The sequence below is a fragment of the Actinacidiphila guanduensis genome, assembly GCF_900103985.1.
Lineage (GTDB): Bacteria > Actinomycetota > Actinomycetes > Streptomycetales > Streptomycetaceae > Actinacidiphila > Actinacidiphila guanduensis.
This window is the reverse complement of sequence record NZ_FNIE01000025.1, coordinates 46,060-71,821: the sequence shown is the minus strand read 5'-3', so window position 1 is coordinate 71,821 and position 25,762 is coordinate 46,060. Positions and strand designations below refer to the sequence as shown.

General features: G+C 66.7%; 22 protein-coding genes and 3 pseudogenes. 16 read left to right on the top strand and 9 right to left on the bottom strand.

Going from position 1 to position 25,762, the window contains the following annotated elements; genetic code table 11:
- Window positions 1-46 precede the first annotated feature (46 nt).
- Window positions 47-1,135, top strand: coding sequence for an IS630 family transposase (locus BLR33_RS32905; protein ID WP_093788450.1), 1,089 nt, complete (start codon window positions 47-49; stop codon window positions 1,133-1,135).
- Between the two features lie 19 nt (window positions 1,136-1,154).
- Here the strand turns inward: BLR33_RS32905 and BLR33_RS32900 are convergent.
- Window positions 1,155-2,174, bottom strand: a pseudogene (locus tag BLR33_RS32900) (IS5 family transposase).
- A 323-nt stretch (window positions 2,175-2,497) separates the two neighbouring features.
- On the opposite strand from BLR33_RS32900, the gene BLR33_RS32895 reads away from it, so the two are divergent.
- From BLR33_RS32895 to BLR33_RS32890, 3 genes are all read left to right on the top strand, one after another.
- Entirely contained in the window at window positions 2,498-2,956 is a 459-nt protein-coding gene (locus BLR33_RS32895; RefSeq protein ID WP_093788448.1) for a peptidase inhibitor family I36 protein, read from the top strand.
- 372 nt (window positions 2,957-3,328) lie between these two features.
- Window positions 3,329-4,174 carry a hypothetical protein gene (locus BLR33_RS34885; protein WP_143031803.1) on the top strand — a complete coding sequence of 282 codons (846 nt, stop codon included), beginning with the start codon at window positions 3,329-3,331 and terminating at the stop codon, window positions 4,172-4,174.
- Between the two features lie 327 nt (window positions 4,175-4,501).
- Window positions 4,502-4,741: a hypothetical protein gene (locus BLR33_RS32890; protein ID WP_245771829.1), complete on the top strand. Its 240-nt coding sequence runs from the start codon at window positions 4,502-4,504 to the stop codon at window positions 4,739-4,741.
- A 22-nt stretch (window positions 4,742-4,763) separates the two neighbouring features.
- On the opposite strand, the gene BLR33_RS32885 is transcribed toward BLR33_RS32890, so the two are convergent.
- The gene (locus BLR33_RS32885; protein ID WP_245771832.1) at window positions 4,764-7,565 is read right to left on the bottom strand and encodes a helix-turn-helix transcriptional regulator; all 2,802 of its coding nucleotides are present in this window, start codon (window positions 7,563-7,565) and stop codon (window positions 4,764-4,766) included.
- A gap of 294 nt (window positions 7,566-7,859) precedes the next feature.
- On the opposite strand from BLR33_RS32885, the gene BLR33_RS37240 reads away from it, so the two are divergent.
- The 4 genes from BLR33_RS37240 (at window position 7,860) to BLR33_RS32865 (ending at window position 11,945) form a co-directional block, all read left to right on the top strand.
- Window positions 7,860-8,270 carry an SsgA family sporulation/cell division regulator gene (locus BLR33_RS37240; RefSeq protein WP_093788442.1) on the top strand — a complete coding sequence of 137 codons (411 nt, stop codon included), beginning with the start codon at window positions 7,860-7,862 and terminating at the stop codon, window positions 8,268-8,270.
- A gap of 206 nt (window positions 8,271-8,476) precedes the next feature.
- A complete protein-coding gene (locus tag BLR33_RS32875; protein ID WP_093788440.1) occupies window positions 8,477-9,451 on the top strand; it encodes an alpha/beta hydrolase in 975 nt (324 codons plus the stop codon).
- A gap of 58 nt (window positions 9,452-9,509) precedes the next feature.
- Entirely contained in the window at window positions 9,510-10,067 is a 558-nt protein-coding gene (locus BLR33_RS32870; protein WP_093788438.1) for a hypothetical protein, read from the top strand.
- Between the two features lie 396 nt (window positions 10,068-10,463).
- The gene (locus BLR33_RS32865; protein WP_093788436.1) at window positions 10,464-11,945 is read left to right on the top strand and encodes an MFS transporter; all 1,482 of its coding nucleotides are present in this window, start codon (window positions 10,464-10,466) and stop codon (window positions 11,943-11,945) included.
- A 106-nt stretch (window positions 11,946-12,051) separates the two neighbouring features.
- Here BLR33_RS32865 and BLR33_RS32860 read toward each other — a convergent pair whose 3' ends face one another.
- A complete protein-coding gene (locus tag BLR33_RS32860; RefSeq protein WP_245771828.1) occupies window positions 12,052-13,284 on the bottom strand; it encodes an MFS transporter in 1,233 nt (410 codons plus the stop codon).
- A 77-nt stretch (window positions 13,285-13,361) separates the two neighbouring features.
- Here BLR33_RS32860 and BLR33_RS32855 point away from each other — a divergent pair, with 77 nt between their 5' ends.
- Together BLR33_RS32855 and BLR33_RS32850 are read left to right on the top strand one after the other, a co-directional pair.
- Window positions 13,362-14,282: a LysR family transcriptional regulator gene (locus BLR33_RS32855; protein WP_093788434.1), complete on the top strand. Its 921-nt coding sequence runs from the start codon at window positions 13,362-13,364 to the stop codon at window positions 14,280-14,282.
- A gap of 198 nt (window positions 14,283-14,480) precedes the next feature.
- Complete coding sequence (locus BLR33_RS32850) at window positions 14,481-15,455, top strand: NAD(P)H-quinone oxidoreductase (RefSeq protein ID WP_093788432.1); 975 nt, start codon at window positions 14,481-14,483, stop codon at window positions 15,453-15,455.
- Between the two features lie 59 nt (window positions 15,456-15,514).
- Here BLR33_RS32850 and BLR33_RS35495 read toward each other — a convergent pair whose 3' ends face one another.
- A complete protein-coding gene (locus BLR33_RS35495) occupies window positions 15,515-16,159 on the bottom strand; it encodes a TetR/AcrR family transcriptional regulator (protein ID WP_176930729.1) in 645 nt (214 codons plus the stop codon).
- A 638-nt stretch (window positions 16,160-16,797) separates the two neighbouring features.
- Between BLR33_RS35495 and BLR33_RS32840 the strand changes: the two genes are divergently transcribed.
- From BLR33_RS32840 to BLR33_RS32825, 4 genes are all read left to right on the top strand, one after another.
- The gene (locus BLR33_RS32840) at window positions 16,798-17,718 is read left to right on the top strand and encodes a LysR family transcriptional regulator (protein ID WP_093788428.1); all 921 of its coding nucleotides are present in this window, start codon (window positions 16,798-16,800) and stop codon (window positions 17,716-17,718) included.
- Window positions 17,719-17,766: 48 nt separating this feature from the next.
- Window positions 17,767-18,225 (top strand): acyl-CoA thioesterase, encoded by a 459-nt coding sequence (locus BLR33_RS32835; protein WP_093788426.1) that lies wholly within the window; start codon window positions 17,767-17,769, stop codon window positions 18,223-18,225.
- A 273-nt stretch (window positions 18,226-18,498) separates the two neighbouring features.
- Complete coding sequence (locus BLR33_RS37235; protein ID WP_407639755.1) at window positions 18,499-18,816, top strand: FAD-binding protein; 318 nt, start codon at window positions 18,499-18,501, stop codon at window positions 18,814-18,816.
- The gene (locus BLR33_RS32825; RefSeq protein WP_176930723.1) at window positions 18,710-19,144 is read left to right on the top strand and encodes an FAD-binding oxidoreductase; all 435 of its coding nucleotides are present in this window, start codon (window positions 18,710-18,712) and stop codon (window positions 19,142-19,144) included. Before BLR33_RS37235 ends, BLR33_RS32825 begins: the two co-directional genes overlap by 107 nt.
- A 367-nt stretch (window positions 19,145-19,511) precedes the next feature.
- Here BLR33_RS32825 and BLR33_RS32820 read toward each other — a convergent pair whose 3' ends face one another.
- Complete coding sequence (locus tag BLR33_RS32820; RefSeq protein ID WP_245771827.1) at window positions 19,512-20,801, bottom strand: transposase; 1,290 nt, start codon at window positions 20,799-20,801, stop codon at window positions 19,512-19,514.
- Window positions 20,794-21,333 carry a transposase gene (locus BLR33_RS36575; protein ID WP_245771826.1) on the bottom strand — a complete coding sequence of 180 codons (540 nt, stop codon included), beginning with the start codon at window positions 21,331-21,333 and terminating at the stop codon, window positions 20,794-20,796. Before BLR33_RS36575 ends, BLR33_RS32820 begins: the two co-directional genes overlap by 8 nt.
- A gap of 63 nt (window positions 21,334-21,396) precedes the next feature.
- On the opposite strand from BLR33_RS36575, the gene BLR33_RS32815 reads away from it, so the two are divergent.
- Entirely contained in the window at window positions 21,397-22,212 is an 816-nt protein-coding gene (locus BLR33_RS32815; RefSeq protein WP_245771825.1) for an IS5 family transposase, read from the top strand.
- Between the two features lie 29 nt (window positions 22,213-22,241).
- Window positions 22,242-22,433, top strand: a complete 192-nt coding sequence (locus tag BLR33_RS35490) for a BBE domain-containing protein (RefSeq protein ID WP_176930721.1) — start codon at window positions 22,242-22,244, stop codon at window positions 22,431-22,433.
- Between the two features lie 89 nt (window positions 22,434-22,522).
- On the opposite strand, the gene BLR33_RS32805 is transcribed toward BLR33_RS35490, so the two are convergent.
- From BLR33_RS32805 to BLR33_RS32795, 3 genes and pseudogenes are all read right to left on the bottom strand, one after another.
- Entirely contained in the window at window positions 22,523-24,046 is a 1,524-nt protein-coding gene (locus tag BLR33_RS32805; RefSeq protein ID WP_245771824.1) for a ketol-acid reductoisomerase, read from the bottom strand.
- A 16-nt stretch (window positions 24,047-24,062) separates the two neighbouring features.
- A pseudogene (locus tag BLR33_RS32800) lies at window positions 24,063-24,479 on the bottom strand (MEKHLA domain-containing protein); the annotation flags it as partial.
- A gap of 445 nt (window positions 24,480-24,924) precedes the next feature.
- Window positions 24,925-25,580: pseudogene (locus tag BLR33_RS32795) on the bottom strand (response regulator); the annotation flags it as partial.
- Between the last annotated feature and the right edge of the window lie 182 nt (window positions 25,581-25,762).

Genomic DNA, 25,762 nt, shown 5'->3' with positions numbered 1-25,762 from the left:
CTAGTGTCCCGAGTCATTAGTTCGCTTGCGGTTGTAGGGTGGGTCGGTGCCTGGTCCGAAGCCGTTGCTGTTGGAGTTGTCCGATCACGAACGCAGGGTGTTGCGGGGCTGGTTGCGGAAGCAGTCGGCGTCTCAGGCGCTGGTGCTGCGGTCGAGGATCGTGTTGGCGTGTGCGGAGGGTCTGTCGAACGCGCAGGTCGCGGATGACCTGGGTGTCTCGAGGGAGACGGTGCGCAAGTGGCGGTCCCGGTTCGTCGCGGACCGGGTGGAGGGTCTGGTGGACCGGCCGCGTGCGGGGGCGCCGCGGAAGATCACGGACGAGCAGGTCGAGGCCCTGGTCGCCAGGACTTTGGGCCAGTCGCCGCCAGCGGGTGATTCGCACTGGTCGACGCGTTCGATGGCCGGCGCGGCGGGGATGTCGCAGTCGGCTGTCTCTCGGATCTGGCGGGCGTTCGGCCTCAAACCGCACATCGTGGAGACCTGGAAGCTCTCGACCGACCCGCAGTTCGTGACCAAGGTCCGCGACGTGGTCGGCATCTACCTCGCCCCGCCCGAGAACGCCTTGGTCCTGGCGGTGGACGAGAAGTCACAGATACAGGCCCTGGACCGGACCCAGCCCGTGCTGCCGATGGCGCCCACCGTGCCGGCGAAGATGACGCACGACTACGTCCGGCACGGCACGACCAGCCTGTTCGCCGCCCTGGACATAGCCTCCGGCTCGGTCATCGCCCAGCACTACCGCCGCCACCGCCACCAGGAGTTCCTCCGCTTCCTGAAGGTCATCGACGCCGCCGTTCCCCAGCACCTCGAACTCCACCTGGTCCTGGACAACTACGCCACCCACAAGACCGAGCCGGTCAAGAAGTGGCTGCTCCGCCACCCCCGCTTCCACCTGCACTTCACCCCCACCTCAGCGTCCTGGCTCAACCTCGTCGAACGCTGGTTCGCCGAGCTGACCTGCCGCAAACTCCGCCGCTCGGCCCACCGCAGCGTCACCGAACTCGAACGGGACATCCGCGGCTGGACCAACGAGTGGAACACGAACCCAAGGCCGTTCGTCTGGACGAAGACCGCCGACGACATCCTCGACACCCTCGCCGCATACTGCACACGAATTAACGACTCAGGACACTAGGGCCTGTTCGGGGTTTGGATCATGTGGTTGAGGTGAGGTGCTTCAGCCACATGATCGATCCGCGGAGGTGGAGTCCGGCTTGGTAGCTGTGGGGGGGACTTGTCGTAGCGTGTGGCCAGGCCGCGCCAGGTCTTGATCTTCTGGAAGCAGCGTTCGACGGTGTTGCGCTGTTTGTAGCGTTCCTTGTCGTAGGCGACGGGCCGTCCTCCGGCCGAGCCCTTCTTCTTCCGGTTCGCCTGCTGGTCGATCTTCTCCGGGATCACCGCGGTGATGTGACGCCGGCGTAAGCAGGCCCGGTTGGCTCTGGAGGAGTACGCCCTGTCCGCGGCCACGGCCTGTGGCCGGGTGCGGGGGCGGCCGACCGGCCCGGGTATGCGGATCTTGTCCACCACGGTCTGGAACTGCGGGCTGTCGCCGGCTTGTCCGGGAGTCAGGACGAAGGCCAAGGGCAGCCCCGCAGCGTCGACCGCGGCATGGATCTTGCTGCTCAACCCGCCTCGGGACCGGCCGAGCCCGGCAGCGTCCGCCCTGGCCCGGCGACGCCGCCGTGCTGCGGCCCGCTGCGGGTCGTGCGTGTGCGTGTCACCTTTGTCCGCGTCGGCTGTCGGCGGATCACCCGCAGCACGGGCGGTTGCCCGGGGAGCGGCGCCCCCTTTTCCTCGGTCAGGGCCTGTTCCATAGCGTCCAGGGTCTCGCCGGCAACCGCCAGGCCTGCCGAGTCGTGATGCGCCCGCACGATGGTGGAGTCCACGCTGACCAGTTCCAGGCCGACCTGCCCCCGCGCGGCCGCCTCGGCGATCAACGCGTCCATCAGGTCCTGGAACACCCCCGCCTTGGCCCAGGCGCTGAACCGGGAGTAGATCGTGGACCAGGGCCCGTACCGGTCGGGGACATCACGCCAGCCACTGCCGGTGCGGAACCGCCACAGCACCCCGTTGAACTGCTCCCGCACCCGCCGCGGCAACGGCCCGGTGGCCGCCACCGGCAACAGCGGCTCGATCACAGCCCACTCGGCATCCGTCACGTCAAAACGCGCCACCCCCGAGTTCTACCAGCCACAGCCCACCGGGCCTCACAAAGATCCAAACCCCGAACAGGCCCTAGACCACTTCCAAGGACGCAACCGTCGCCGAATCGGTATCGGCAGGGACGCCGGACGCCGGGTGGCCTCCGCTTCGGATGTCCGTCATGGGCACGCTGGCGAATGAGGGTGGATCGTGCAAAGCCGTTGCCCTTTCCGTCCCGGTGTGCGGAATTTAGTAGACGGCTCTTCCTGGCCTCGACAATGCTGGTTGAGCCGGAAGTGGGGAAGAATTCCGGACGCAATAAATGTTTCCAAGATCGGACAAAGAAGGGTTCGGTATGTCCCAGATTATTCGCAGGAGTATCGCGACGGGGACGGCGGTGGCGGTTTTCGCCCTCCTCGCCGTGACCTCGGCGACTGAGGCGGCTGCGGTTCCGTCGGCGGGTCCGTCGTCCTTCAGGCAGGGGCCGGCGGCCACGGCCGACAACTCGATCCACCCCAACATCAAGTCTCCGGACGTGTGGTTCTACACGGACGCGAACTACAGCGGTGATCAGGCAGACGCGGGTACACAGTCGCCGAATTTCGGAGGATTCAATGATCGGGTTTCCTCGATCATCATCTACAACGATCTCCAGTCCTTCTGCTTCTACGTGGACGCGAACTACAGCGGGGCAAGTTTCATGTCCCCCAGCGACACCTCGGGAAACCGGTATTACCCGGATCTGAGCATTCCCAACCCCTTCTGGAACGACGCCCTCAGCTCGTTCCGGCCGGCCCTGCTCGGAAGTTGCTGAACAATCGCCTCGCACGACCTTGAAGTAGCACCCTCCGGGGCGGTGGGGCGAAGGACCGCCCCTCCGCCCCGGAGTGCGGTTTCAAATCTGGGAGTTTGTATGACCGGAGCCACAACCGGGTGCAGGGGCATGGCCAGGCGAATCGGAGCGGGGCTGGCAGCGGCGTTCGTCGTGCTCACTGGCTGCACCACACCGGGCGGCGCCCGTGGGCACGGTCCGTCGGGCGCGACAATGGTGCGGACTTTGCGGTCGCTTCTGCCACCGGGGAAGATCTCCGGCGCGCACGGTAAGGGGGTCGGGCCCGTTCAGGGGCGGCTCCCCTCGTCGCCTTCGGCAGAGTTGATCTTCGATGGCGGGCGCGCAGTTGCACGGGTGTCCGTCGCAATCGTCCGTCTATCCGTTCCGGTGCCCGACCTCTTCGCTCAGTGCCCGGACTCGGCCTACCGTCCCTATGACCGCTGCACGAGTACGGTTCTGTCCGACGGTTCTCGACTCAATCTCGACGCCGCCCCTTTGCGGCAGGACAGACCGTCAGGGGCTCGCCAGTGGGCGGCGCAGGTGACCGCCCCGAGCGGCACGCAAGTGGTCGTCAGCGAGAGCAGCGTTCCGGCGCCCGGGGGGGCGGACACCATGGCGGACGCGCCGCCTTTGTCCCTGCATGCCTTGGGACGCATCGCGGCATCGGCCGCCTGGAAGCCGCTGATGAATGTCCTTCCCGAATCGGAGACCGGCTCGTCGTCAGCGGCCACGGACACGCAACCATCAGGTGGTGGAGACAAACAGCCGACCATCATGGCTGCGAGCATCACAGCGGCGCTCACTCCGCTGCTGCGGGATTTCCGGATTGCGGATCGCGGCGGATCGCCTGGATTCGGGCATCTTACTGTGGACGACGGGCACGGCAGAAGTCTCCTGGCGGTAAATGTGCAGCAGTGGAAGGTGCACGATCCCGCTTTGGTGCCCGTGTTCGGCCACGCGGAAGCTCTGTCGGATGGAACCCTGGTCACCACCGGAGCGGGGCCTTCGACCCACGGCGGTGCGGGCGCGGTGGAATGGACTGCTGACATGCTGCGGCCGAATGGTCTGCGTGTGTTCGTCTCCGAGGTCAACGCCCCTGGCTATGGCGTCCCAGCTACCCGTGCGGCGCCGCCCATTTCCCTCGCTGGCCTGAGGCGGATCTCCCTGGACCGGACATGGCAGCGGTTCGCGGAAGGGTAGTGGTCCGTTACCGAGGTCGAACTCGTAGGGCCGATGCACCGACGGGCTGTGGCCTGCGCAGGGCGCGGCTCGCCGCCGCTGACCTGGGACGTTCCCGCTGGGGACCGATCACCAAGACGCATCTGTCCAGCGTGCCGCAATGCCTGCCCCTCTGGCTCAAGATCACCGCGAAGCGGGCGGGAGACAGTCTGCAGTTCATCCCGGTCCTGAACAAGATCCGCGTCCCCGCCCGGTCGCCCGGCCCCGTACCCGACCCGGCGCGGTCGCCGGCGACAAGGCTACTCGTCCCGCAAGAAACGCTCCCGCCTGCGCAACCGTGGGATCAAAGTGGTCATCCCCGAGAAGAAGGATCAGGTCGCCCACCGCAGGAACCGCGGCGGCGGACGGCCCGTCACCTGCGGCAAGCAGTTGTACAAACTCCGCAACAGTGTCGAACGCACCATCAACGAGACCAAGGGCTGGCGCGGCCTCGCCGTCCGCTGCGACAAACAACCTGAAAGCTACCAGGACGGACTCGAATCATGCGCCGTCCTCCTCTGGTTCCGACACCTCGAATCACAGCCTTGATCACAGCTCCACACCGGCCCTGTCACGTATCGCTGCCGATGGCGTCGCGCAGGGCCGCACGCTTGGTGATACCCAGCTTCGGGAAGATCTGGTAAAGGTGGGTGCTCACTGTTCGCGGCGACAGGAACAACTGCTCTGCTATCTGCTTGTTCGTCATTCCGGAGGCCGCGAGCCGCGCGATCTCCATCTCCTGAGGAGTCAGGCCTGCCGATCCCGGGGTGCTGGACCTGTTGCGCCGCATGCGGCCTGCCGCTCTCAGTTCACGCTCGGCGCGAGCGGCCCATGGGGCAGCATCGAGCTCTTCGAAGATGGCGAGCGCCGGTTCGAGCTGGGCCCGGGCCTCGCCGGCGGCTCGGATACGGCGGAGGCGCTCACCGTACAGGAGACGGACCCGGGCTGCGTCGAACGGCCATTCCTGCACCCTGGGCAGACCCAGCGCCCGGTCGAATGCCTCGACAGCGTCGTCATCCTTTGCGACCAGGGCCGCGCAGGCCGCCACCACGAGCGCAAGCCGAGGCGACAGCGCGGCTACGCCTGTCTCCTGCAGCATGCCGGCGTGCCGCTCCGCTTCGGCCGTCCGCCCGGTGCGCACAGCGGACTCCACAAGGTCGAGGGCTACCCACAGGCCTTGCGGCACATAAGGGGTGAGAGTGCCCGCCGGACTGATCACCGTGGCATACCTATAAGTGTTCTCGAAGTCGCTCTGTCCGGCAGCGGCCAGTACGAGAGCATGATGGGCGTAGGTCCAGGCCATGCTTATGCCACGCGGTCCGCTCCAGCTGATCACCTGGCCGGCCAGCGCCCTGCTTGCCTCGAACCTTCCATGCACGGCTGCCTGCAACGCCTGGTGATAATGGAAGCACCAACTGAGCGAGGAGGCGCCGAATTCCTCGCAGACGGACAGCCCCTCTGCGGCGAGTTCCGCCGCCTCGGCCCACTGGCCCCGATGGAAGTTGTCGATGCAAAGATGCATCAGGGCCCCGATCCGGTTTCTGCCCGACCCTCCGGCACGTCCTGCCTGGACGATGCGCAAGAGCGGCTCGCGCACATCACCGATGCGGTCCGCGAACGTTGCGCTCGATGCGAGGGTCTGTACGGCCACGGGATCGGTTTCCCGGTGGACAGAGGCCAGCGCCCGCTCCAGCCGGGGCAGCATGGCGACGCCGGTCCGTACCGGGTCTGCCGCCATTCCCAGACACACCGAGAGCAGCTCCGGGGGACCGGACGCGAGTTTGGCGATCCCTTCGTGCAGGGCGGGCCACAAGTCGCTTCGCTGACCCATGTAGCACAGCCCGGCAAGTGTGCGCAGCGCGTGGCGCAGCTCCTGGTCGTCCCCGTCCGCGGGCCGTTCGTAGGCGCGGATTGCCCCGGCCATGAGTCCGTGGGCGGTGTCGAGTTGACCGTCGGCGCCGAGCACGAGCAGAGCCGCGGCAGAAGCGTAGTGGAGGGACACCCGCGCCGGCCGGCCCGCTTGACGGGCTCCTTCCAGCAGTTCCGCCGCGTTCCGGCCCGGCGCCATGCCCTCTGCCCCCATGAAGGCGGCCTCCGCCATGCGTCGCCTGCGGTCGTCGGCCGAGGGGCTGAGGTCGGCCGCGCGGCAGAGCAGCGAGATCGCCGCCTCGTAATCCCCGCGACTGGCAACACGGCGCGCTGCCGCCTCCAAGAGGGCCGCGACCTCCTCATCGGGCTCCACCGTGGCCTCGCCCAGGTGCCAAGCCCGGCGTTCGAGATCAGCGGCGAGGGCGACGGACAGCGCCCGGTGGACACGCCGGCGCTCGTCGGAGGTCGACTCCGCGACCACGGCCGCACGCAGAAGGGGATGGCGGAAGGTGACGCGTTGTGAGTCGGCGTCCACCCATACGAGCTTCTGTCTCTCGGCCGGCGCGAGATCGTCCAGGTTGTAGCCGGCGCTCGCGGCCGCCTGCAGCAGGCGAAGTTCACAGGTGCTTTCCAGGGCAGCTGCCAGAAGCAGCGTCCTGGTGGGCGTCGGCAGAGCGCGTACCTGAGAGGCGTAGAGCCGTTGCAGGCGCTCACCCAGCGGGAGAAACCGGGGGAGGGGACGTGAGGAGCCCCGTACCTCGGAGTGCAGAGCCTGGGGCAACTCCAGCAGGGCAAGAGGGTTTCCCTGGGCAGTGGCCAGCACCCGCGCCCGCACCGCAGCGCCCAGATGGGGAAAGCGGTCGGACAGAAGTCGCGCCGAGGCATCGTCGCTCAAGGCGCCGATGCCTTTCTGCGGTAGCCCGGAAGCGTCGAGATAGCCTGCCTCACCGGTGCGATATGCCGCAAGCAGGCCGGCCCTGGTGCCGCCGAGCCGACGCCCGATCAAGCACAGGATTCCAGCAGTTGCCCGGTCGAGCCACGGGAGGTCATCGACAATCAGCAGCAGTGGTCTGCGGGCCGCCTCATTTTTCAGCAGCATGGTCACGGCACTCCCGAGCAGTAGTCGGTCCGGCGCGGGACCGGATTCGAGGCCGAGGGCCACCTTGAGGGTCCTGGCGTGTTCCTCTCCCAGTTCGGAAAACCTGTCCGCCAGTGGCAGGAGCGCTTGGTTGAGTGCTGCGAAACTTACGCGCGCCTCGAATTCAGCTCCGGTCACGCGGAGGATGGTCACGGCTGATGCACGTGCAAACCGGGCAGCTGCTTCCAGGAGGGCGGATTTCCCGACTCCCGGGTCCCCGGACAATATCAGCGCGCCACCGTTCACAGTGACCTGGCGGACAAAATCCCGGAGACAGGATGTCTCCTCCAGGCGTCCGACAAGGGTCTCGGGAGGCGCAACGTGCTCTATCACAGCGCAAGTCTTCCTCACCAGGGCGTATGACATCAAGCTGATCACTTCGGTGCGATTCGGTTCCAAGGACTGACCAGCCCGGTGCCCCTCGCGCTGAGGGCGCCGGGAGAGGCGGTACCAGACGAGCGACCGGCCCGGGCCGCCGGCGACTGTGGCGCGCGTCCGCTTGCTCCAGCGGGGGCTGGGCCCACCGTCAGATGACGTATGGAAAGCAAACGATGCGAAGCGGATGCTGGAGGGGGGACGAGTGGGTAAAGGTTCCAGTCCCTCCGAGGGGGACCGGAGCAGGCTCGGTAGAGGACCGAAGTTGAAGCAAGCCGAGTGGATATGAAAATCGTGAGGAGAGGGCATCTCATTCTCGAGATCACTTACTGGGTCGACAGGCGGCTACCGGTGTTGATCAAGTGTGAACTCTCGTACAGCGTACGGGATCCTTTTGCCGTGTCTTTGATTCTGAACTCGGACGGCGATCATCCGGTGCGGTGGGTATTTTCCAGGGAATTGCTGGCCGAGGGTCTGTCCCGCCCTGCCGGTGAGGGGGATGTCACCGTATGGCCGGAGATCAGCAGTTCGGAGCGAGAGCTTGTATGGTTGGAGTTGGGAAGATTCCCTCATACCGCGCTCTTCACCGTGCATGCCGGCCTGGTGGCTGGTTGGCTTGCTGAGACGTACCTCTTGGTGGCGCGAGGGGAGGAGGCAACGCATGTGGATTGGGGACCTCTCACTCTGGCGGATTGATCCGCGGGGGTGGCGCCGGCCGCGGCGTGATGTCGGTCGTCGTCCCGGGGATCAGCGCAACCGTGGGGTTTTCCCCACGCCTCCTCTCAGGTCGGCCCGTGAGGGGTTTGGAGTCTGCTTTACAGCCGCGTGCACACTCGCCGACAAGACTGGGGGCATCGGAGGGTGGTCACCCGGACCCTCCGCGTGCTGAATGGAGACGCATCATGCCTGAGACTCCCACCCACCCGGCCACCCCGGTCCTGGAACCGGCTGCCGCCGCGTTCGCGGAGGCGACCGCCAACCCCCCTTACCTGTTCGACCTGGGGCCGGAAGAGGGCCGCAAGACCGTCGACGAGGTGCAGTCGAGCGAGATCGCGAAGCCTGCGGTCGACGAAGAGTGGATCACGGTCCAGGGAGGGCCGACCGGAAGCGTGCGGGCGCGTATCGTTCGGCCCGCAGGTGCCCAGGGTGCGTTGCCGGTGATCGTGTACATCCACGGCGCCGGCTGGGTGTTCGGCAACGCCCACACCCACGACCGCCTGGTGCGGGAGCTGGCTGTCGGCGTCGGCGCAGCCGTCGTCTTCCCGGAGTACGACCTGTCTCCCGAGGCGCGCTACCCCGTCGCCATCGAACAGAACTACGCCGTCGCCCGATGGGTCGTCGAACACGGCGCGACGAAGGACCTCGACGCTGCCCGGATGGCGGTCGCCGGTGACTCCGTCGGCGGCAACATGACGGCGGCGCTGACGCTGATGGCCAAGGAACGCGGGGACGTGCCGCTGAAGTTCCAGGTCCTGTTCTACCCCGTCACCGACGCGAACTTCGACACGCCGTCGTACCACCAGTTCGCCACCGGGTACTTCCTCCGGCGGGACGCCATGCAGTGGTTCTGGGACCAGTACACCACCGACGCCGAGGAGCGTGCCCAGATTACCGCCTCCCCGCTGCGCGCCACGACCGAGCAACTCGCCGGGTTGCCGGCTGCCCTGGTGATCACCGGCGAGGCCGATGTCCTGCGCGACGAGGGCGAGGCGTACGCCAGTAAGCTCCGCCAGGCGGGCGTCCCCGTCACCGCGGTCCGCTACCAGGGCATCATCCACGATTTCGTCATGCTCAACGCCCTGCGGGAGACGCACGCCGCCGAGGGAGCCATCAGCCAGGCCATCGCGTCCCTGCGCACCGCACTCGACACTATCTGACCACAGAGAACATCAACACCGCTGCGGTCGCGACCGCAGCCCTCGCAAGGAGAATGCAATGAGCGACTCGAAGAGGGTTCTCTCCGACCTGGTCCTGTCGGCATCGACGGAGCACGCGCCGGTCGACGCGCCCTACGAGGCCATCGACATCGCCGATTGGCTGCTGAACCTGCCGGACGCGGAGTACCAGCGCTGCGCCCCGCCGGACCACAAGGCCGCCGGGTACACCACCACCGACGACGGGCGTCCCATGTCGATCAACGTGGAAATGATCGGTACCGGCCTCGTGGTGCAGCACTACGTCGCGGAGATCACCGAGAAGCACCACTGCCACATGGTGTCCACATCCGACGTCCTCACCCCGAACGGCTGGACGACGGTCCAGGTGATCTGGGACCTGTCGGTGAAGAAGAACAGTGACGGCACGGTCACCTACACCAACCAGGTCACCAGCCACCCCACGCAGGAGTTCATGGAGTTCATCGAGAAGAACGGCACGACCTTCGAAGAGGCCGCGGCCGCCCGCCAGGCCGCTTCCGGCGACCACTGCCGGCGTGAGACGCCGCTGTACGCGGCGAGCATCGGCCGGCACGCCCTGGCCAAGAGCGGGAATTGAGCCTTTCCGCTACGGCGGCGCCTCACAGCCGTTGAGCCAGATGTCATGTGTACCCCCGGGTGGTTGTCACTGTCCGGGGGTTTACGCATCCCTGAAACAACCTCCCAAGGCATGGGACGGCACCGCTGACAGAGCTTGACTCAATTAGTGATTGAGCGATAACTTAAGTGGGTTGCGAGGCTCGCTCGGCACGGTTCTCACGTTACTTGCGGCGAGGCCCGATCGTGTCCGGCGCCGCCTTCCCGATGTTCCTCGACTGGTCGTGCTCGCGGCGGCCCGCGCCGCTGGGGTGCCGGCGCAGGGGTTGTGCACGTCAGGGACTCGCGGTTCCGTTCGGCGGCTCATTTTCCGAAAAGTTAGTTATCGATAACTATTCTCTGATGCTCCGAGGGAGAGATGTCCCAGAACAAGGCAGGCCACCAGCCACAGCGGAGTTCGATGTGGTGGGCCCTCATCATCACCAGCGTTGCCGGATTCATGGCAGCACTCGACAACCTCGTCGTCACCACCGCGCTGCCCTCCATCCGTAGGGACCTCGGCGGTGCCCTGTCCGATCTGGAATGGACCGTGAGTGCCTACACACTCACCTTCGCGGTGCTGCTGATGTTCGGCGCTGCGCTGGGCGACCGCTTCGGCCGACGCCGGCTGTTCATAGCCGGGCTCACTGTCTTCACAGGCGCTTCAGCCGCAGCAGCGATGGCACCGGGCATCAGCTCCTTGATCGCTGCACGCGCGGTCCAGGGGATCGGAGCGGCCGTGATGATGCCGCTCACCCTCACTTTGCTGAGCGCCGCTGTTCCGGCGGCCAAGCGAGGAATGATGTTCGGCATCTGGGGCGCGGTGAACGGACTTGCCATCGCGTCAGGGCCGCTCATCGGCGGCAGCCTCACGGAGCACCTCTCCTACCACTGGATCTTCTGGATCAATGTCCCGCTCGGCCTGGCCGTTCTTCCCCTGGCCCGGGTGCGCCTCGCGGAGTCGTACGGTCCTGCCGCCCGCCTCGATGTTCCGGGCACCCTGCTTGCCAGCGGCGGACTGTTCGGAATCGTCTACGGACTGGTGCGCGGGCCGTCCGACGGGTGGACCGATGCCTTGGTGCTGACTTCGCTGTTCGCGGGCGGCGCGTTGCTTGCCGCCTTCGTCCGCTACAGTTCCCGTGCGGCCAACGCGATGCTGCCGATGAGGTTGTTCCGATCCCGTGCCTTCTCCGGCATCAACGCCGCCAGCACGCTGATGTTCGTCGGCATGTTCGGGTCGATCTTCCTGCTCAGCCAGTACATGCAAGGCGTCCTCGGATATTCGCCCACGGAGGCAGGCCTCAGGATGCTGCCCTGGACGGGCGTGCCGATGGTCGTGGCACCGATAGCCGGCATCCTCTCCGATCGCCTCGGCGGACGTCCGGTCGTTGCGGCGGGCCTCTTTCTGCAGGCCGGTGGACTCGGGTGCATGGCTGTGGTGGCCACTGCCGACGCCTCCTACGCCACACAGTTGCCCGCTCTCATCCTCAGCGGTATCGGGATGGCGTTGTACTTCGCGCCTGCGGCAAACCTCGTGATGTCCAGTGTCCGGCCGGAGGAGCAGGGCATCGCCTCCGGTGCCAACAACGCGCTACGAGAGGTGGGTGGCGCGCTCGGGATCGCGATCATGTCGTCCATCTTCTCGGCGCGCGGCGGCTACGGGACCGCGCAGAGCTTCGTCGACGGGCTGAGGCCTGCGTTGATCACGGGCGCAGCCGTGGTCGCTTTGGCCACAGTCGCGGCCCTGGCAATGCCAAGACGAGGCAGCGTGCTGACTTTGGGCGCGTTGGAGGGCCCCACGGTGCCGGAGCACAGGAGCGTCACTCCTCCCGACGCCCCGGCGACGAGGCCGGTGCCGTAACCGGAGTCCTTGTGCTGACGGGCCCGCGCCGGCCTTGTCCGCCCTCCTCCCGAAGGGCGGACAAGGCCGGCGCGAGCTGGGTTTCCGGACCGGCGACCGGGCTGGTTCAACGACTCAACGCTCGCAAGGCACCGAGCGCGGCCAGGGCGGAAGCCACCAAAGAGGTGACTGTCCAGCCGGCATGAGCGAAGAGGAGCGCCCCTGCGGCTGAACCGGCAGACCCGGCTGCGAAGTACGCCGTCATGTACAAGGTGTTCAGACGCGCACGGGCCTCCGGCCGCTGACGCAGAGCCTGGGTCTGGTTTGCAACGTTGCTGACGCGAGCGCCCGAGTCGAGCAGCAACGCACCGCCGATGAGGGCAATCGCCGAGGATCCTCCAAAACCCGTCACGGTCAGTGCGAGCACCATGACGGCTGCGGCGCCCACCGCGAGCGGACGGTACCACCCACGGTCGAGATGACGGCCGACGACGAGGACCGTCCCGGTGCCCACCACCCCCACCAGACCGAGCAGGCCTGCCGCTGCCGTGCTCCAGTGATGGGCCGGTCCAGTGACGTAGAGGGTCACCGATGTCCAGAAGACGTTGAAGGCCGCGAAGCCCAGAGCCGCGGCGGTGGCAGCCCGGCGCAGTCCTTTCTCACTCCGCAGCAGGGGGACCAGCGAGGCCAGGAGCGACCGGTAGCTCATCCGGCCCGCAGCGGGAGGTTCCGGGAGGCCGCGAAGCGCCCAGTGCACCACCACCGTCAGCGCGAGGGCCAAGAGGTAGACGCTTCGCCAGCCCATGACATCGGCCATCGCACCGGCCAGCACCCGCGCGCCGACGATCCCTCCGAAGAGTCCTGCCGTGATACGGGCCGTGGTCCGTCCGGTCGTGCCCGGAGCGGACAGCGCGGCGGCCGCAGGCATCAATACCTGCGCGAGGACACTGGTCGCTCCGAGCAGTACCGAAGCAGCAGCAAATACGCCGTAGTCGAGGGCGGTGGCCGCGAGCAGCAGTGCGACCAGGCGTCCCACGGTGAGCCATCGCATCAGACGCCGCAGTCCGGTCAGCTCCAGGACGGGCACCACGGCCAGGAGCCCCAGGGCGTAGCCCACCATGGTGATCATCGGGAGCAGGCCGGCCCGGGAACCACTGACTCCGAACGATGCCGCCAGCGGCCGCAGGAGAGGCTGCAGGAAGTACACATTGGCGACAGTGACGCCGGCCGCGACCGACATCCAGGTCACCTGCCTGCTGCTGAGGTGGCCTTCCTCGGACATCGCCGGGGGGGATGCCTGGACGTGTTGGCGGCCTTCGGCCGGGGGCAGGGACTGGAGTCGGGTGCTCGTAATGGTCATGGACTCAGGATGGTGATAAGCAGGACTATAGTCAAAGATCGATTTCTGATAGCACTGATAAGGCAGGTGAATGAGTCGTGGAACTGCGCAGCCTGCGGTTCTTCGTTGCTGTGGCGGAGGAGGAGAGTTTCACGCGTGCCGCCAACCGGCTGCTGGTTGCTCAACCGGCCGTCAGCCAGCAGATCCGCTCGCTCGAGCGGGAACTCGGCGAGCGGCTCTTCGACCGGAGTACGCGTTCCGTACAGTTGACAGAGGCCGGCCGGGCTCTTGTGCCACTCGCCCGCAAAACGCTTGACGCGGCGGAGGAGTTGACCGCCGAGTTCGCCTCTCGTACGGCGCTGCTCACTGGTGTGCTTGCACTGGGAACGGTCGACGGCGTAGAACACACCGCGTTGCCGGCCATGCTGGGCGCGTTCCATGACGGGTACCCCGGCGTCACCGTTCACCTCAGGGACGGGCGGAGCGCCGACCTGCTTGCCCGGGTCGAAGCAGGCTCGCTGGACGCCGCGGTGGTGGCCTTGCCCACCCGGCCCCTGCCGGTCCACTTTCGCAGCGAGACGCTTTTGCAGGACGAAATCGTCGTAGTCGTCCGGACGGACGCGCCGTTGGCCGCGCGCGAGAAGGTTCCCGTCGAAATGCTGGGAGGCAGGACGTTCGTCACCTATGCGCCGGACAGCGGAATTCGGCCGTGGCTCGACCAGGTGTTCCGGGCCGCGGACCTCGACTTGGCGGTGCGCTACGCCACCAATGATGTCGCATTGCAGGTGGCCCTGGTCGAGGCCGGCATCGGCGTGGCGTTGGCGGTGCGCAGTCATCAGGCGCTGGTGGAGACCCGGACAGTGACCGCCCTGCCGCTGGACCCGCCCTTGAGGTTCGAGAAGGCGCTGGTGTGGCGCACGGCGCCACCCCCCTCACGGCCACTTCGCGCGTTTCTCGCGCTGCGGGAGACATCGCACGTTCATGTCATGCGGAATTCACGTACGCGGGGTCCACTGTGATCGGTACCCAACGGCCCGGAGCGCACGGCAGGCGTGTCCGTCGGCTCCGTCGGCCGTATATGAAGAAATATGGACGAACCAGTACTTCAGGAGCTTGGAATCCGTCCTGGACGTGGCGGCTGCCGAACGGACCACGGACGGGTGACTCGCCGGTGCCGTCGTCCGTTGTCGGCGTAGAGAACAGGAATGGGTGACGCAGTGAAGGCGATCGTCGTACCGTCTCCGGGGCCTGCCGAGGTGATGCACTGGACCTCCGTTGACACGCCCGCACCGGGGCCGGGAGAACTTCTCGTCGACGTCAGGGCAAGCGGCGTGAACAACGCGGATATTCTCCAGCGGCAGGGAGCCTACCCGGTGCCCACCGGGGACTCCCCGCTGCTGGGTCTGGAGTGCGCAGGAGTCGTGAGGGCCCTGGGAGAAGGCGTTGACGGCTGGGCTGTGGGCGACGAGGTGTGCGCGCTGCTGAACGGCGGTGGTTACGCGGAACAGGTCGCCGTGCCCGCCGCTCAGGTCCTGCCCAAGCCCGCCACTCTTACCTTTGAGGAGGCCGCGGCACTCCCGGAGGCGGCCTGCACCGTGGTGTCGAACGTCGGGATGGGAGCCGGCCTGCGCGCAGGTGAGACCTTCCTCGTGCACGGCGGCACCAGCGGTATCGGCACGTTCGCGATCCAATGGGCAAAGGCGATCGGCGCGGGCGTGCTGACCACCGCCGGCACCCACCGGAAGACCGACCGCGCGAGAGACCTCGGGGCGGATGAGGCGATCAACTACCGCCAGGAGGACTTCGTCGCCGCGGTGCTCGCGGCGACGGGAGGGCGCGGGGCGGACGTCATCCTCGACGTGGTCGGCGCCCCTTATCTTGATCGCAATGTCCACTGCCTGGCGCCGGACGGCCGGCTTGTCATCATCGGCGGATCCGTCTCACCGGCCAGCCTCGATCTTGCAGCGCTGATGACAAGGCGCGGCAGCGTGTCGGCCACCACGCTGCGGGCCCGGGGGAGCGAGCAAAAGGCACGCATCGTCAGCACGGTCAGGGATGAGGTGTGGCCCCTGGTGGAACAGGGGCTCATCCGTCCTGTCATTGACACCGTCGTCCCGGTCACGGAGGCGTCCCGGGCCCATCGGGTCCTCGAAGAAGGGCAGGCCGTGGGCAAAGTTGTTCTGGTGATCTGATCCCACCGGCGGACGCGGTCGTCCTGGCTGTGCTCGCCGGTGTGCGGCACGGCTTCTGGTCAGACAGCGCGGCCACGTCTGGTAAGACCGTTGACGATGGTGTCCAGGGTGCGTTCGGCCGCGGCGTTCTGCGCGGCAGCGGGCAGGTGGCGCAGAGGGCCGTCCAGCAGCAGGACGGCGACACCGTGGACCGCGGCCCAGGTGGCCAAGTCCGCTCCTGGACGGTCCTCCTCCGCCATGCGCCCCGTGTCCACGAGAGCGTCGACGAGCGAGCCCAGAAGCCGGAACGCGTCATCACCGACCATTCCGCCGTCGTCGGGTGGTGCCTCGGCCTTGGTGCGGCGGAAGGCGGTGGCGAAACAACCCGGCTCGTCACGGGCGAAGCCGAGGTATGCCCAGCACGCTGCGTAGAGGCGTGCGATCGCGATGTCTCCCGGTTCTCCGACCTGCGGTACCTTGACCAAGGCGGCACGCATCTGGTCGGCTAGCATGGCCAGGGCGCGTTGCTTGACCCGTTCCAGCAGATCCTGTTGGCCCGCGAAGTGCCGGTAGGCGGCCGTGGCCGAGACGCCGGCGCGGCGAGCGGCTTCGCGGAGTGCGACAGCATCCGGCCCACCAGCACGGGCGAGTCCGATGCCGGCCTCTTCCAGGGCGTTTGCCAGGTTCCCGTGGTGGTACGACGTACGGTTCTCGCTTGAGCTCATAGCTCCATCCTGCCGGGAGTTGACACCGTTAACACGATGGATCAGACTGCTGCCGCGAGTTAACGCCGTCAACATTGCGGAGGGGGGTGCCATGCTCGCCGTATTTGCCCGAGTGACCCCGTGTGGGCGCCGGACCGCTTCGGCCTGCACGGCGCTGACACCGCGCATTCCGCCGGCACCTTCGCTGTGTGTTCTCGTAGGCCGCGAAACCCCGTTGCTCCCCGCTCCGCTCAGGCGGGGAGCACATGTGGTGCACATGAGCGGCAGCCGTATCGCACGTGCTGTTGGTGACACAGTTCCACCGACGGTTTCCGCCGGGCTTCCCGCCTCGGCCGGCGCGCCCGGCACAGCGGGGACCGTAGATGCTCCGGCCGTGCGACCCGGCGGAACCACCCTCGGCAGAGGCGAAAGCGATGAGTCCGCCGGTTCCGAAGCCGCTCGCGGTCCCCGGCCTCCTTTCATCGCGGCGCTGATCAGTGGCGCTGTGCCTTGACCAGCGTTCTGCTGTTGCGGGCACATCCTGACCGCCTTCGCTCGGCCGGGCTCGCGCCCGGGTGGACAGCGGCGGCGGTGAAGCAGGTTCCCTGCCTGCAGATCCATATCACTCGATGACCAGAGGAAAAGCCGAGGAAACATCGATGGAGTTGCGCACTCTTTGCTTCTTCGTTGCGGTGGTGGAGGAGGAGAGTTTCACGCGCGCCGCGGCGCGGCTCCAGGTCGCCCAGTCGGCTGTCAGTCACCGTATCGGTCTGCTCGAACATGAATTGGGAGAGCGGCTCTTCGAGCGGAATTCACACGGCGTACGGCTCACGGAGGCCGGGCGGGTGCTGCTGCCGCTGGCGAACAACGCGGTGGCATCGGTGCAGGCGCTGAAGTCAGAGTTCGAGTCCCGGCAGGCACGGCTTACCGGCCCCTTGCTTTTGGGTGCGGTCGAGGGGGTGGAGTACGCCCCTCTGCCGGCCCTTATCGGCGCCTTCCGCTACGCTCACCCGAGCGTCACGGTGCGACTGATAGGCGGTCAGAGTTCCGCACTCATCGACCTTGTGAGCCAGGGGACACTGGACACGGCTGTTGTTGCCCTGCCGCCGAAGCCGCTGCCTCCAGGGCTCCAGAGCACTGCGCTGCGCGAGGAAGAGATCGTCGCAGTCGTTCCAGTCGACTCGTCGTTTGCCTCTCGTAAGAGCATTCCGCTGGACATACTCGTCGGGAAGCCGCTGATCACCTATGGCCCCGACAGCAGCGCAAGGTCATGGATCGAGAGAGCCTTCAGGAATTCAGGAGCCGATCTCGTCGTGAGCTATGCGACCAATGATGTCGCCCTTCACACAGCACTCGTGGGGAGCGGGGTCGGTATTTCCTTGTCAGCACGCGACCACTGCGCCCTCACGCATGGCCAGGGACTGAGCGTGCTGCCGCTCCAACCGCCTGTCAATTACCCGAAGGCAATCGTATGGCGTAACGCGCCGGCTCCGTCGCCGGTGCTCACGGCGTTTCTGGAATTTTTGAACCAGGACGTCCTCCACGGCTTTGCGTCCGACACTGCCGGGTCCGGACAGTGATACAAGAGACAAACCTTCACCTTATTCTCTACTTCTGGGAGACCAAGCATGCCTTCCGCTACTCTGCCCTCGGAACCTCAGTCCGGAAATGTCGGGATTTTCATTCCTGTGGAGATATTCTTCGACGATCTGGATGCCATGGGATTGCTGTACAACGGCCGGTTCCAGACGCTCGTCGAACGCGCGTGGTTCACGTTCTGGCGTGACCGTGGTATCGGCGGCCGTACAGGCCTTGAGGGCGACAGTTTCAACGTCATCAAGGCATTCACTATCACATACGAAACTCCTGTAACACTCGTCGGCACCTATGCCGTGCACCTGTGGATCGACCGTCTCGGAACGACGTCTGCGACGGCGGGTTTCCGGTTCTGCTCCCTTGACGGCGCCACTACTTACGCACATGGCACACGAGCCATCGTCTGCCTCGACCGGACCACGCTGACGCCGACGCCTTGGTCAAGTGACGCCCGCCGAATCGCCGAGACGATCATGAGGCAGGGGCACTGAGACCCGCCGCGGGCAATCTCGGCCCGCAAGGAAAACTCTTCCACGAAATTTGTGATCACGAACGACCTTCCCGACTCGACCGGTACCCAGCGGTTCACACGAAGGTGTCAGTGAGCTCCGTGCGCAGGTGCGCGGACCGGTGCTGCTCCCGAGAGACGCCGGCTTCTTCCAGGAATGTGATGCCTTCAACCTGCTGCGTGTCGTGCAACCGGTTCTCGCCGTCGGGGCTGAGAACGCGGTGGATGTTGCCGCTGCGGTCCGGTTCGCCGCTGAGTGGGAGCGCCCATAGCGGTGAAGAACCAGGGCCACCAGATGGTGCTGCCCGAGGCCGGTGAGGCGGTGCTCATCACCACTTGTCGGCTCAGCGGTGTGTCGGTCCGGGCGGCCACCCGGACCATCGCGGTCGGCGCAGGCGCGCGGTGGAGCGAGGTGCCGTCGGCGGCCGCTCGGTACGGGCTCGCGCCGCACGGCGCCGGGCGTCGGCGTGGTCGGGTACATGCTCGGTGGCGGGGACGCAGCGCCGGTTACGCGGCCGTCCACGTGCAGGCCATGGATTGTCGTCACTGCCGACGGCGAGCAGCGCAGGGTTAATCCGGAATCCGACCCGGACCTGTACTGGGCGATGTTGGGCCGCAAGGGGAACTTCGGTGTCGTCACCGAGATGGAGTTCGGCGCGTTGCCCGTCAGCCGCTTCTGGGGTGGCGGCCTGTGGTTCGGCGGCGAAAATTCTGCGCAAGTGCTTGGCGTCTGGCGTGACTGGCAGGCAACCCTCGGACGGGAGTCGGCCACATCCGTTGCCGTCCAACGGCTGCCGGACCTGCCGCAACTCCCGGATCCGCTGCGTGGGGCCTTTGTCTTGCACGTGCGTTTCAGCCACCTGGGGTCCGCCGAGCACGGCGCCAAACTCGTCGCCTCCTGAGAGGGGCCGCCCGTCCCATCCTCGACACGCTTACCGAGCGGCCCTACGAGCAGCTCGCTGAGATCCACTGCGCCCCGACCGAGCCGCTGCCGTACGTCGAAGGCGGCCTGGGGCTGCGGGAGTTCGGCGCGGACGCGCTCGCCGAGTTCATCGCGTTCACCAACGCGGACTCCGGCTGTCCACTGGCATTGGTGGAGTTGCGGGCTCTGGGCGGTGCACTGGACGAGGAACCCGCCGTGCCCAACGCGGTCGCCTCGCGCGGCCTGCCGTTCATCACCTTCGCTCTCGGTGTCGGCAGCCCGGACGAAGTGCCTCCTTTGGGCGAATACCTGAGCTTGACTCTGTTGGTGATCTTGGTTGCTTGGGCTCAGGTGCCGAGGGTTCGCCAGGACTTCGACCGGGGGATCTCGTTGTGGTCCAGGAAGGTCTGGAAGGCGGTCGGCGGTCTCGGTGATGAGGGTTTCCCTGCCTCTGACGCGCTGCTGAGTCGTTCGATGTTCACGGCGATGGCGGTGAGGACGTGTTGCAGGTGGGCTTTGGGCTGTCCTCGGTAGCGGCAGTGGCGCATGCCGTGTCCATGGACGAACTCGTTCATGGTGCTCTCGACTCCGGAGCGGACGGCGTAGCGGGCCTTCCAGCCGGGTGTCTGCTGGTCCGCTCGGACGCGGAGTTGCAGGTCGCGGAGTTCTCGTGGGGGAAAGCCCACGGTGCGGGCGCTGTCGGCGGTGGTGGTGCAGCGGGTGTGGGCCGGGCAGGGGCGGCACTGGCTCTTGGTGAACCGGGCCACGATCAGGGGTGCGGCGGTGGGTGAGGAGGTCGGGTAGGGGCCGTGCCAGCCCGCGCTGATCTGGCCCTGGGGGCAGGTGACCTGCCGGCGGTCGAAGTCGATGTGGAAGTCGTCCCGGTCGAAGCCTTCGCCTCGGCGGTGCTGGCTGGTGGGGTTGCCCGGTAGTGGGCCGCTGACGGTGATCTGGTGTTCGCGTGCGGCGCGTTCCAGGTGGACAAGGGAGGTGTAGCCGCCGTCGACCAGGTGCTCACCGGGCAGCAGCTCGCGACGCGCGAGGCGGGTGTGGATGCCGGGCAGGGCCTGGCCGTCGTTGGTGGCGGCCGAGGTGGTGGCCACGTCCGTGATCACGTTGGTGCTGTCGGGGTCACACGTCTCGGTGACGTGTGCGGCGAACCCCTTCCAGCGGATGATGTGGCCGTGGCGGACGTAGCGGGCCGTGGTGTCGTAGGGCGAGACGATCGCGGAGGAGGAGGGCGGCAGCCCGCCGTCGTCGGCAGTGCGCCAGCACAGTCGGCCCGCCTGGTCGCGGTAGTAGTTCTGCACCATGACCTGCCGCAGGGCTTCGGCTTGCGGGCCGGGTCGGTAACCTGAGCCGTCTGGACGGAGTCGCTCCAATAGCTGATAGGCGTCGCTGCCGGCGGCCAGGATCCGGGTCTTGGGCCGGGTGGGGTTCTTGCCCAGGCGGACCGGGCGGCCGTAGCGGCGCCCCCAGTCCTCGTCGACCAGTCCGGCCAGCAGGTGTCCGGCCGTGCGGGCTGCCTCTTCGAGCGCGGCGCGGACCGCTTCGGTGACCAGTTCCAGCCGGGTGAGGTCGCGGACTGCGGCCAGGACGTGGGTGGAGTCGGTGCGCTGTGTGGTGCGTTCACGCACGAGCCCGGCGTCCTTGAGTCGGGCCAGCGCGGAGGTCCAGGAGCCGGTCGGCACGGTCGCCCACGGCCAGGCGCTCCCGGAAGTCGGACAGCACACTGTGGTGAAAGCCGGGGTCATCGAGCTCCAGCGCGAGGGCGTACTTGAAGTCGATGCGGCAGCGCACCGCCTCGGCGGCCTGCCGGTCCGACAAACCGAGTAAGAACTGCAGCACACAGACGGTGGCCAGTTGGGCGGGTGACAGGCCCGGACGACCGTCACGTGGGTACCAGCCGGCGAAGTCTTCATCGTTCCACAGCCCGTCGAGGCGATCACGTACCCATATCGCCGTCGTACCGCCAGGATTGCTCGCCCGCGCGACCCGCGCGGTCAGAGACGGGACTTGCTCACCGGAACGGGAACGGAGCGACAACGGGCACCTCGGTAGCTGCATCAGCCTTCGGAACAGCCCGAGCATGCCCGCCTCACCGAGGAACACCAAGATCACCGACAGAGTCAAGCTGAGAGCGTGTTTGAGATCCGTCGTGTCGGCCATTCGGGTGGCTCGTTGGGCGGTGCGTGAGTGCTGGTAGGGACGGCTACCCGTCTGATCTGACCCATGCGCAGTGGGCGGTTGATCGAGCCGTTGCTGCCCGCGCCGAGGACGGGCACCAAGGGCGGGCGGCGGGAGAAGCACCCGCGCCGCCGGATCGTGGACGCGATCTTGTACCTGGCGCGGACCGGGTGCCAGTGGCGGTACCTGCCCAAGGACTTCCCGCCCTGGCCGACGGTGTACTGGTACTTCACCTGGTGGCATGACGACGGCACGGTGGAGAAGGTCCACGACGCCCTGCGGGTCAAGGTCCGCCAGGACGACGGCCGGAACCCGGAACCGTCCGCCGGCCTGGTCGACTCCCAGTCGATGCGCGCCGCGGACACCGTCCCAAAGGCCACCAGCGGCTTCGACGCGGGCAAGAAGACCAAGGGCCGCAAACGTTTCATCGTCACCGACACCCTCGGCCTCCTGCTGACCGTGCACATGCTGGCCGCAAACGTCCAGGACCGCGACGGCGCCAGGCGCTCCCTGCTGTGGACCCGCCTGGACCACCCCACCGTGACCAGGATCTGGGCCGACCAGGGCTTCGCAGGCAGGCTCGTCGACTGGTGCGCCACGGTCTTGCGCTGCACCCTGGACATCGTCCGCAAGGACCCCGGGCAACAGGGCTTCAAGGTCCAGCTCAAGCGGTGGGCGGTGGAGCGCACCTTCGCGTGGATCACGATGCGCCGCCGCCTGGCCTGCGACTACGAACGCAACCCGGCACACTCCGAAACGATGATCCGCTGGGCCATGACCGACGTGATACTCCGTCGGCTCACCCGAGGCCGACCCACCGTACGCCAAGGCCCCCGCCCACTACGGAAAACCACCCCGTAGCCGATCTCAGACACGCTCTGAAGAAGTATGTGCACGCCCTGTCGCCGTGGGCGAGCGAGCAGAACGTCACCAACTTCGTCGGCCCGGACGACGCCACGAGCGCCGCCGACGTCCGTCGGCACTTCGGAGCCGTCCGATACGCACGGCTGGCCGACGTCAAGCGGCAGTACGACCCCCGCAACCTCTTCCGCGTCAACCACAACATCCGCCCCGCCGGCTAGCGTTCCCGCATCGCCGTCGGCATCCGGGAGCCGAGACGGTTCGGCGGCCGGGACGCGGTTGCGCTCCGGCCGTCGAACCGTTGAGCGGTTCACTCCACGAAAATATCCACCGAGGGCCGCATCTCCGAGCAGACGCGGAGCACCTCATGGATGAGGTGCCCTTCGAACGCCTCAAACGGAGCCGGGTCGACAGCCTTGTCATCCACAGCCGGGTACGACTGCTGGGTGAGCCGGTAATCGAAGTTGGGTGCCCACTTCCGGGCTCCGAGCCGGGCTGTGGTCGAGCAGTTGTCCACCATGTAGGCGACGCCTCGAGCATGCATGTAGGGATTGAGGGAGTCGACCGCCTCGATGACCGACTCGTTGGCGATCTCGGAGTAGGGGTGGCCCTGTTCCAGCAGGATGTCGACCTGAGCCATCATGACCCCGCAGAAGACTCCGGCGGTGAAGGGATCGAGCGGGGCGTCACTGTCCACGGCGCGATCGGCCCGTACGGTCTCACCGACTCGCCACATGTCCGCTTGATCGATCTTGCCCATGGGAAAGCGATCGGATCGCCAGCCCGCGAGGATGACGCTGCGGATCTCATTGCCGGCGCTTACTTCGTCGTAGATTTCAGCAGTGAGTTCCAGGCCGACCGGATAGGCCGCAGAATACGCCGTGGCGAAGATCTCCTTTTCCTGATCGTCGAGCTTCTCGTACACTCCGATCAAGCCGGATTTGGAAATTGTCTTCGATATCGGGCCCGTGACCGACTCGACCGAATGCCGGAACGCCTGCTTGGCATCCAAGCCGTGGTCACGGTACCGGCGGTAGAGGCTCTCCACGATGCCGTGCACACCGGCGAGGAGTATCGCGCGCTCTCCACACAGGTCGGACAGGTACTCCGAACCGAGCGTGGTCTGAAAGGTGAACGGCGCGCCCAGGGCGACCGACCATCCCAGCGCCCGTTCGAGAGCCCGACCGGTCACATCCTGCTCGACAGCGAAACTGGCGTTGATACCTGCACCGTTGACCGTCGCACCCTGCTCGTACAGGGCTCGCACCGAGGGGCCCATCCCCTTGGGGCACACCGCGATGACGTCCACCTCCTCAGGGAACCTCTCACCGATGTCCAGCAGATGCCCCAGCAGGAATCCGTGCGACAGGCCCAAGGTGGTTCCCGGACGCAGATTGTCGAAGATCTTACGGTAGTGCTCTGCCTGAGCTGCATCGGAGATCAGCAGGAGGACCATGTCCGATGCCGCGATCACCTCGTACATCTCACCCAGGGTTCCGTCCTCCTCGGTGAACCCCGCGGCACGGGCTGCGTCGAGAGAGGAGGAACCGCTCCTCAGGCCCACGACGACCTTGACCGCGTCACCAAGGGAGTCCCGCAGGTTCTGTGCCTGGGCCGGCCCCTGTGATCCCCAGCCGATCACGCCGAGCTGGCGAACCCCCTCGAAGGCCGCCGGCAGTCGCTCGAACAGGTGCCGCCCGCCCCGCACGATGGCTTCCCGTCGACCCGCAAAGGTCACGTACTCCTTGTCAAAAACAGTGCTTTCGAAGTCCAACGTTCCTGCTTCCATTGCTCCGCTCTCTTTCGCGATGAGGTTTTCGACATCATCTGCCATGGTGTGGCCGGCGAACTCAGTTGTGTTCGACGGTGGTCTTTCCCACGTCCGACCAGGTGGCAATCAGTGCTGCCTGCCCCTGGATCGGGCCGCTCCGGTCGCTGAGGTTCCAGATCGTGACGTCCTCGATCCAGAATCGCTTGCCTTGCTTGGACCGACGCTGCCCACGGTAGCCGTCGACGTATCCCTTGGCCCGGACGACATCCATCATTTTCTGCCGCTCGGCCCGGTCCGAGGCCGGGGCGGAAAGCCGGGACGAAAGACCGGAGAACTCTTCCCAGGAGTACCCGAACAATCGTTGTGCCACAACATTCGCGTAGACGAATTCTGGTTCGTCGGACGTATTCTGTGCAAGCAGGCCGAAGGGGGCATCGTGATACAGCCAACTCGCACGCGCCTCATGCCCGACGAATGACGGTATCAGTGCACACCCAGTAGTCGTTCGTAGCTGTCACGCAGCAATGTGACAAATGCGGAATCCTGGGGCGACCGTACATCGAGCACTGAAATTTCCTGACGTGAATCTGTATCCTCGCGGATAATGTGGTTCTACCGCTCGCCGCCGTTCGTGAGCTTGCGCGGGACCGCCTTGTACGCGCCCGCGCACACACGCGCCAACCAGGCACTTGCCGGCTGCCGCGCCTCACTGTGGGCAGCGCCTATCGGCAACGACGACAGCATACTGAGGTACGTGCCGGCTATCGGGGTCCCACCGGCGGGTGGGGTACCAACCGATACGAATGCTGCCCGTTACGTCCTTCTGGCATGGGCTTGGCCGTGGTCAGGGTGTGCTCCTGCCTTCACGGCGCTTCGGGCGGCTCGCTGACCGGTGTAGCCGTGCAGGTAGGTGCGGTCGCGTCCCCTTGCTTGAGCGTCCTGGGGAGGGCGAGCCCGAGGTCGTAGGCGAAAATCACCGCCTGGATGCGATCGCGGGCACCGATTTTGGCGAGGATACGTCGGACATGGGTCTTGACGGTGGACTCAGTCACGACGAAATGGGCGGCGATCTCACCATTGGTCCACCGCTTGCCGACGGCGACGAGGATCTCGCGCTCCCGCTCGGTCAGGGCGTTCCATCGGGCCTTGTGGGCCGGACCGTCAGCAGGCGGCGGGACTCGCTGGGCGTATTCGTCGAGGAGGCGGCGGGTCAGTGCGGGAGCGATCACGGCGTCGCCGGCGGCACCGCCCGGATGCCCGCCAACAGCTCCTCGGGCCGCACATCCTTCAGGAGGAACCCGCTCGCTCCGGCGCGGAGAGCCTCGTGGACGTACTCGTCGAGGTCGAAGGTGGTCAGCACGAGGACGCGGGAGCGGTTGCCGGAGGCGACGATGCGACGGGTGGCCTCGATACCGTCCATGCCTGGCATGCGGATATCCATCAGGACGACGTCCGGGCGCAGTTCCGCGGCCAGACGAACGGCCTCGGCCCCATGCGCCGCTTCGCCGAGCACGTCGGTCTCGGGAACGGACTCCAGCAGCAGGCGGAAGGCGAAGCGCTGGAGGGGCTGGTCGTCGACGATGAGCACAGTGGTCATGGCGCGACGACCTGGAAGCCGAGGTCCAAGGTTGCCTCCACACGCCAGCCCCCATGGGCCGCAGGCCCCGCTTGGACGGTCCCACCGTAGAGCGATGCCGCGTTCACGCATACCCACCAGGCCCTGTCCCTCGTCGTGAGCCGGGTCGGTCACGACCTGCGGGCCGGTGTCCTGTACCAGGA